This window comes from Chlamydiales bacterium (assembly GCA_031292375.1).
In the GTDB taxonomy this organism is placed as follows: Bacteria; Chlamydiota; Chlamydiia; order Chlamydiales; family VFKH01; genus JARLHF01.
On the sequence record JARLHF010000019.1, the window covers coordinates 1 to 7,187 of the forward strand.

A 7,187-nucleotide genomic window follows, 5' to 3' on the forward strand; every position below is an offset into this window, starting at 1 on the left:
ATTTTGGCAATAAACAAGTAAAAAACGGTGTAGAACGCATCATAAATGATAAATTATAAGTCTCCGTGTCTCCGCGTCTCCGTGTTTTAACTATTCAAGTTATTGATTAGCAGATAGTTGAAAATCGAGCTGGCGTTAAAAAAAGAGCAATAGAATCTTAACTGTTTCTTAAAATTAGAAATGTAAAAAAGCGTACAGCATAAACATTATTTACTCCAATAAAAATGGCGAAGAAACAAAATGTTTGCTATAGTCGCCTTCATAAAATAATCATCAAACAAAAACAATGCCCTCTATCATCCGTGTTCTAGATGAACATACCATCAATCAAATTGCAGCAGGAGAAGTCATTGAACATCCAGCTTCTGTTGTCAAGGAGCTTGTAGAAAATGCTCTCGATGCTTCCGCAAAAAATATTTCAATAGAAATTCTTGTAGGCGGCAGACAACTCATCCGCATCATTGATGATGGCATAGGAATGGGTCCTGACGATGCCCTTCTTTCAATAGAGCGACATGCTACTTCTAAAATACGATCTAGCAATGACTTAAACTCCGCGCTCACCATGGGGTTTCGAGGAGAAGCACTTGCCTCTATAGCATCTGTATCCAAAATGAAAATTCTTACTAAAGAGCAAAACTCCACCGGAGATGGTTTTTTAATCATCATAGAAGGCGGCAAAATATTACAACAAAACTTAGCTCCTGCATCATTTGGAACCACAATCGAAATTAAATCGCTATTTTTTAACACTCCTGCCAGAAGAAAATTCCAAAAATCCATAGAGAGAGATAATGCAGAAATTCACAAAACTGTAAGTTCTCTTGCTCTTGCAAATCCAAAGATTTCATTTCAACTCATTTGCAACCAAAAACTATTGCTAAAAACTTCTGCAGTTTCTTCCAGCCTATTTTTAGATGAACTACAAGAGCGCATCGTCAATACACTTGGAAATGACTATTTTCAAGAGATGCAAAGACTTTCTCTTCAAACAAACGAAATTCATCTTGAAGGCTTTATTTCAACTCCCAATAACACACGTCTCAATCGAAGTGGCCAGTATCTTTTTGTCAACAAACGCCCTATTCTCTGCCCTCTTATTTCTCTTGCAATACTTGATGGCTATGGAACACTATTATCTCCAAGGCGCTATCCCAATTATGTACTACATTTAAACATACCTACAGACCTTATCGATGTAAATGTACACCCGCAAAAAAAAGAGATCCGCATTCGTAAAGAGGCTCTATTAAGAAAACAGATTGCTGCAGGCGTAGAACAATCCCTACATACGCGTGCTAAACCAACTCTTGCAACTCTACCTTGGGAAGATAATGAATGTTCTTTTCTTTCAAAACCTTTCTCCTTTCAAGAAGAGTCCGGCTCTTACTTTATAAAAAATACAATTTCTCACCCGCCAGCAGCCCACCAAACTTTTTCTTTCCAGGCCTTAAAACCTACCATCAAAGAAGAATCAAGCTTTCTACTTGAAAAACAAAAGCTTACCCTACTTGCTCTTTGGCCTCCTTATATTGTTCTAGATGCTTCTTTATTAGAAGAAAAACATGCATCTCTTATTTCTCCAAACAAATACCCTCTCGAGGGGCTATTGTTTATCGATCAAAAAACTGCCCACAAACGTGTGTTATATGATTCACTATGCATAACTCAAAATAAGCAAAATAACTCCTTACATATTCAAGAGCTTTTAATACCCATGCATTTTGAATTTACGCATACAGAGTCCATTATTTTAGAAACACATCTTGAAGACCTAAGTAAATTAGGAATTGGCATTCGCTACTTTGGCAATAATACTTTCGTTGTAGATTCCCTTCCAGAGACCTTATCCAAGCAAGATATCTCTTCTCTTCTTCATAACTTTTTAAATGATATACAAGATGCGTTGAATGGAAAGAGAGAAAAAAATCATGAAGATCTATTACTTCTTCTTTCTAATGCCTCCATGAAAAGCATGAAGACCTTATCCCTCCCTGAAGCAGAAGCACTCGTTACAGCTCTTTTCCAATCTTCACTGCCTTCTTGCTGTCCTTCGGGAAAACCAATCTTTTTTTATCTAGAAAAATCTTTCATTAACAAAAGGCTATCTCTATGACAAAACAACGCATCGAAAATCTTCAGAAATACCTCTTAAAACATAATATAGAGCTTTTTATCGTAGATAATCCCATAGATTTATATTATCTTACAGGCCTGCACTTATCTACAGGGCGCCTTTTAATCTCTCAAAACAATTCTTGCTTATTTGTAGATTTACGCTATTTAGAACGCGTAAAAATACATTCTTCTATTCAAAGTGCTCTTTTAAGTGAGCAAAATATTCTCGACTTCGTTTCCAAGGATATATTAACCCTTACTTTTGATGCAGAAGCAACTTCTTACGCTTCTTACCTATCTTTAAAACAACAATTTTCCACTAAAAATTTACAGCCCTCTGAAATAAGTCCTGTCAAAGCATTGAGGTCTATCAAAGATTCAGAAGAAAAAACTAAATTAAGAAATGCAGGCCTTCTCTGCTCCAAAGGATATGACTTTGTTCTTACCCTTCTCAAAGAGGGTATTTCGGAAAAACAAGTTGCAACGTCCCTAGAGATCTTTTGGAAGGAACAAGGGGCGGATGCTCTTTCCTTTGAGCCCATCATTGCCTTTGGTAAAAATAGCTCTATGCCGCACTACAAAGCATCTACTACTACTTTAAAAAAAGGTGATATTGTCCTAATAGACATAGGTGTCACTTTAGAGTGCTATGCCTCTGATATGACAAGAACAATTTTTTTTGGAACTCCAGATCCACTATTACAAAAAGCCTATTTTGTAGTTCTTGAAGCGCAACAAGAAGCTCTCTCTCTTTGCAAAAAGGGTGCTCTTATCTCCTCTTTAAATGCAAAAGCTACAGAAGTCATCACAAATCACGGCTTTAAAGACTCTATTAGGCACGGAATTGGACATGGAATTGGCTTAGAGGTGCATGAGCTACCTTTCCTTAAAGACGCATCAAACACTCGCTGCCTTGAAGAAGATATGGCCATCACCATAGAGCCTGGAATTTATCTGGATGGCATTGGAGGAATACGTATTGAAAATAGTGTCCTTATAAAAGAGGATTCTTACGAAGACCTTACAAAACGCGATACTGATATATTCGTTATGAAATAAACTTTAGATAATTACCTTTATGGATGCACTCAAAGTTTGCTTGAGGATAGGTTTCAAGCCAAAGTTTGGGTGCTTTGATCTCTGCTTTTTGCCATTTAAATTCATAACCAAATAACTCCCCATCCCTTTCTTCAACCCAATCTAATTCTTTTTGATCATAAGTACGCCAGAAAAAATTATGGCTCCCTATTTGGAAGGCCAACAAAATAAGAAGATCAATAAGTCTTTTAGCCTATGAATATTTTTATGGCTGAATTTTCATAAATTCAGCCATTTTGATTCAGATTGACAAAGTTAGTAAAGATAAATAAACTGTAGGCCATGAGCTTGCGAACAAAATTATTCATCTGGATTGGATCTTTGCTTCTTCTTGCAACGATTCTCTCTTGCCTGATTCCCAAATACATCATCTCAACAGATCTAAACACGATGATCTATTCCTTCAGAAGACATGTTCATCACGAACTTGAAATTGAAGGTCAGATGAAAGAGAAAAATTTTGAAAATATTCTCGGCACACAAAACTTAATACTTTCAAGAAATCTTCTCTATCTCTACAAAGAATTCGCTTCTTCTAAAAATTTCCAGCCAGAAAATGATGATAAAGCCCTTTGGAAAGAAGCCACCAAAATTTTTGATTTAAATCCTGATATTAACTTTTTACAACTTTCTCAAGCAGATAAAATTCTCTTTAGCACTCCTACAAAAATGAATACATCTATTGATGTAGAAACATATTACAATAACAATCTACCAGACCACGGTGCGCCGCCCATAGCAAAAGGTCTTCTTTTCCTAAACACTTTTCACGATATTCTTCCTAGCAAAGTAATGAAAATTACAGAAACCTCCGACAAAAAACCTATCTTTCTTACACTTGGGGAAAGCTTATTGCCAAGCATATTAAATATTCTTCCAACGCCCTCAAGCCTTGCTATTTTTCTTACAAAAGATGCAACCTTTCTCTTTGCAATAGACGCTTCTGGGAATATAGTTAAAGAGTCCTTTTTTAAAGAGATTTCTTATACAACTCTTTTTAACGAACCTTTCGGAACGCTTCAGATAGAAACTTCCAAATACCACTATTATAAACTCGGACAGCTTGAAAAGCCCCCCTTTCAAGTTTTAATTTTATCACCCGACTCAATAAAATCTCTTTATTATTTTGAAGATCGAATGATCCAACAAATGCAGACAACGGGCTTTAAACTCTTTTTACAGATCTTTGCATTGGGCGTTTTAATTTTGGGAGCAGCTCTCATCGTTCTTGCTATACTATCCAAAAAAATTACAAAACCTATCTCTATGATTACACTCGCAGCTGAAGAGATCCTGGAAGGTCATTATCATGACCTTCATTTACCAAAAATTGAAAATTCAAATGATGAAATTGCTATACTTACATCAAGTTTTTCTCGCATGATTTCTGGATTGCAGGCTAAAGAAAAAATCAGAGGTCTTCTGGATAAAGTCGTATCCAAAGAAATTGCAGCAGAAATCCTAAAAGATGGGGTTCAACTCGGTGGTGAAATGAAACATGCTACCATTCTTTTTTCGGATATTAGAGGTTATACTCACCTGACAGAAAATACAGATCCAAAAATCATCATTAAATACTTAAACTACTACATGACAGAAATGTCTAAGATTGTTGAGGAAGAAGGAGGCGTAATCGACAAATATGTAGGAGATGAGATTATGGCCCTTTACGGGGTGCCACTAGACATAAAGAATGCTGCTGACAAAGCGGTCAAAACAGCTATTTTAATGATGGAAAAACTTGTTGATATAAACATAATAAGAAAAGAGGGCAATAGACCTCCTCTTAAAATTGGTATTGGCATCCATTCTGGAGAGGTAATTGCCGGAAATATGGGCGCAAACACCCGTTTAAACTATACTGTACTTGGTGCAACAGTTAACTTAGCAAATAGACTGTGTGCTGCTGCCGAACCTATGCAAATTCGCATAAGCAAAGAGACTCTAGAATCTCTTACAATCAAAGATTCTCTTGTAATTGAAGAACTTCCTGCTATCATCTATAAGGGTTTTTCAAACCCTCTAGTGACTTATGCGATTAAGGGATATAAATATTCATGAAACTTACCTGGCTTACCTTTAGAAAAAAAATTATCATTAGCTATTTTTTAGTGTTTTTAATCTTTATAACCTTTCTCTATCCCTTTGCTTCTCACTCAGTAAGTACTATTGTACAAAAAACCTTTAAACAAAGAACTCTCGATCTCATCACCAAGATATCCTCAACACCTGATTTGAGCGCCTTGATCAATGAACTTCGCCGTGAACAATCGATGCTGTTTTTTCGAGTATCCCTTTTAAATTCGAAGGGACAAATCCTCTACGATTCACACCTAACCTACCTCAATGACACTAAAAATGATTTATCTCAACCAGAAATTAAAGAGGCTCTAGAGGGAAGCACGGGTTATAATGTCAAATATTCTGCCGTTATGGAACAGACTTTGATCTATGTAGCAAGGTCCTTTATTTTTCATGACGAGACATACATTTTAAGAACAGCATTTCCCTTTAAACAATTCGATGAACTCATCAATGACTTTGAAGTTGGATTTTTAACCCTTGGAACCATCATTCTTCTTCTTTTTGTTATATTTACATTAATTATTATCCATCACTTAACAAAGCCTATCCAACATATTATTAAAGCAGTAAAACCCTATCAAACAGGCATGCAAGACCATATTCCAACTCTTGAACTTGGTGGCCCCTTAAACCCCTCTGATGACTTTGGACAGCTCGCAATTACTCTAAATTCTCTCTCTGAAAAGATACAAGGGCATATCAATACATTAACACTTGAAAGAAACAATAAAGAAATCATCCTAGAGTCCTTGGGTGAGGGTGTTATCGCCGTTGACAATGACTTAAACGTCATGTACAGCAATAGAGTAGCCTTCGACCTATTCGAATGCGCAAAAGAAGACCTTACAAAAAAATACTTAAATGAGCCCCAATACCAAGCTTTAAAAGGTCTTTTAAAAAAATGTCAAGTAGAGCAAAAGCTTTTGAACTCCATGCTTACTTTAAAAGGCATCAAAGTGCGTCATCTTGAAGTTTTAGCAGTGCCCATGTATAAACAAAAAGGAGCTGTTTTAGTTTTACAAGATAAATCAAGTCACTACAAGGTTTTAGAGGCAGGAAAAGATTTTATTGCCAATGCATCTCACGAACTAAAAACCCCCATTACCATTATCAGGGGATTTGCTGAAACTCTCTACGACCATCCCTCCCTTCCAAGAGAGCTTGTCTTGGATATTGTAGGAAAAATCGTCCGTAACTGCAAACGCATGGAAACACTTGTAAAAAACCTTTTAACTCTTGCCGACATTGAAAACCTTCCCAGGTCAAGACTTCAAGAGTGCAACCTTTTAGAGCTTGTTGAAAATTGCAAGCAGATGGTACTTGCTGTATACGCAACAGCTGACATCTACATTCAAGTAGAAGATACCGCACAGCTACATCTTATAGCAGATCCTGATCTTCTAGAACTTGCTATCATGAATCTACTTACCAATGCAGCTAAATATTCTACGCCTCCAGCAAAAATTGAAGTTTTCATTACGAGTAACCATGATAACATCTCTCTTTCCATCAAAGATCATGGGATCGGCATACCCCAAGAAGATTTAGAACATATTTTTGATCGTTTTTATACTGTCAATAAAGCGCATTCACGAAAACTAGGTGGTTCTGGCTTAGGTCTTTCCATTACAAAAACCATTATTGAAAAGCACAAGGGCAAAATTTCTGTTGAATCTACTTTAGCAAAAGGCTCTCTTTTTACCGTACTACTTCCAACTCAGCTCGAGAACATCCACTCTCTTTAATAGACTTCTTGCATAATTAGCTTTGCTTAGAAAAATTGCAATTTTTTGAGTAGATTTATTGATAAATTTTTCAAGCATATGTGAACATATGGTTGAAAAATTTAACGATAAAGATGTCAAAAAAGACAATTTTAACAAGCA

The 7,187-nt window shown here is 36.2% G+C and carries 4 protein-coding genes; all 4 read left to right on the plus strand.

Annotated elements, in window-relative coordinates; genetic code table 11:
- Positions 1 to 286: 286 nt before the first annotated feature.
- The 4 genes from mutL to P4L16_03130 all read left to right on the plus strand — a co-directional run bounded on the left by mutL (position 287) and on the right by P4L16_03130 (position 7,046).
- Entirely contained in the window at positions 287 to 2,116 is a 1,830-nt protein-coding gene (gene mutL, locus P4L16_03115; protein MDR3624113.1) for a DNA mismatch repair endonuclease MutL, read from the plus strand.
- Positions 2,113 to 3,177 (plus strand): Xaa-Pro peptidase family protein, encoded by a 1,065-nt coding sequence (locus P4L16_03120; protein MDR3624114.1) that lies wholly within the window; start codon positions 2,113 to 2,115, stop codon positions 3,175 to 3,177. Before mutL ends, P4L16_03120 begins: the two co-directional genes overlap by 4 nt.
- Positions 3,178 to 3,504: 327 nt before the next feature.
- Positions 3,505 to 5,277: an adenylate/guanylate cyclase domain-containing protein gene (locus P4L16_03125; protein MDR3624115.1), complete on the plus strand. Its 1,773-nt coding sequence runs from the start codon at positions 3,505 to 3,507 to the stop codon at positions 5,275 to 5,277.
- The gene (locus P4L16_03130) at positions 5,274 to 7,046 is read left to right on the plus strand and encodes an ATP-binding protein (protein ID MDR3624116.1); all 1,773 of its coding nucleotides are present in this window, start codon (positions 5,274 to 5,276) and stop codon (positions 7,044 to 7,046) included. Before P4L16_03125 ends, P4L16_03130 begins: the two co-directional genes overlap by 4 nt.
- Positions 7,047 to 7,187 lie beyond the last annotated feature (141 nt).

What these genes read in the sequence shown, in the direction of transcription:
- P4L16_03130 (MDR3624116.1), top strand. Translation starts at nt 5,274, where the DNA reads ATGAAACTTACCTGGCTTACCTTTAGAAAAAAAATTATCATTAGCTAT.
- mutL (MDR3624113.1), top strand. Translation starts at nt 287, where the DNA reads ATGCCCTCTATCATCCGTGTTCTAGATGAACATACCATCAATCAAATT.
- P4L16_03120 (MDR3624114.1), top strand. Translation starts at nt 2,113, where the DNA reads ATGACAAAACAACGCATCGAAAATCTTCAGAAATACCTCTTAAAACAT.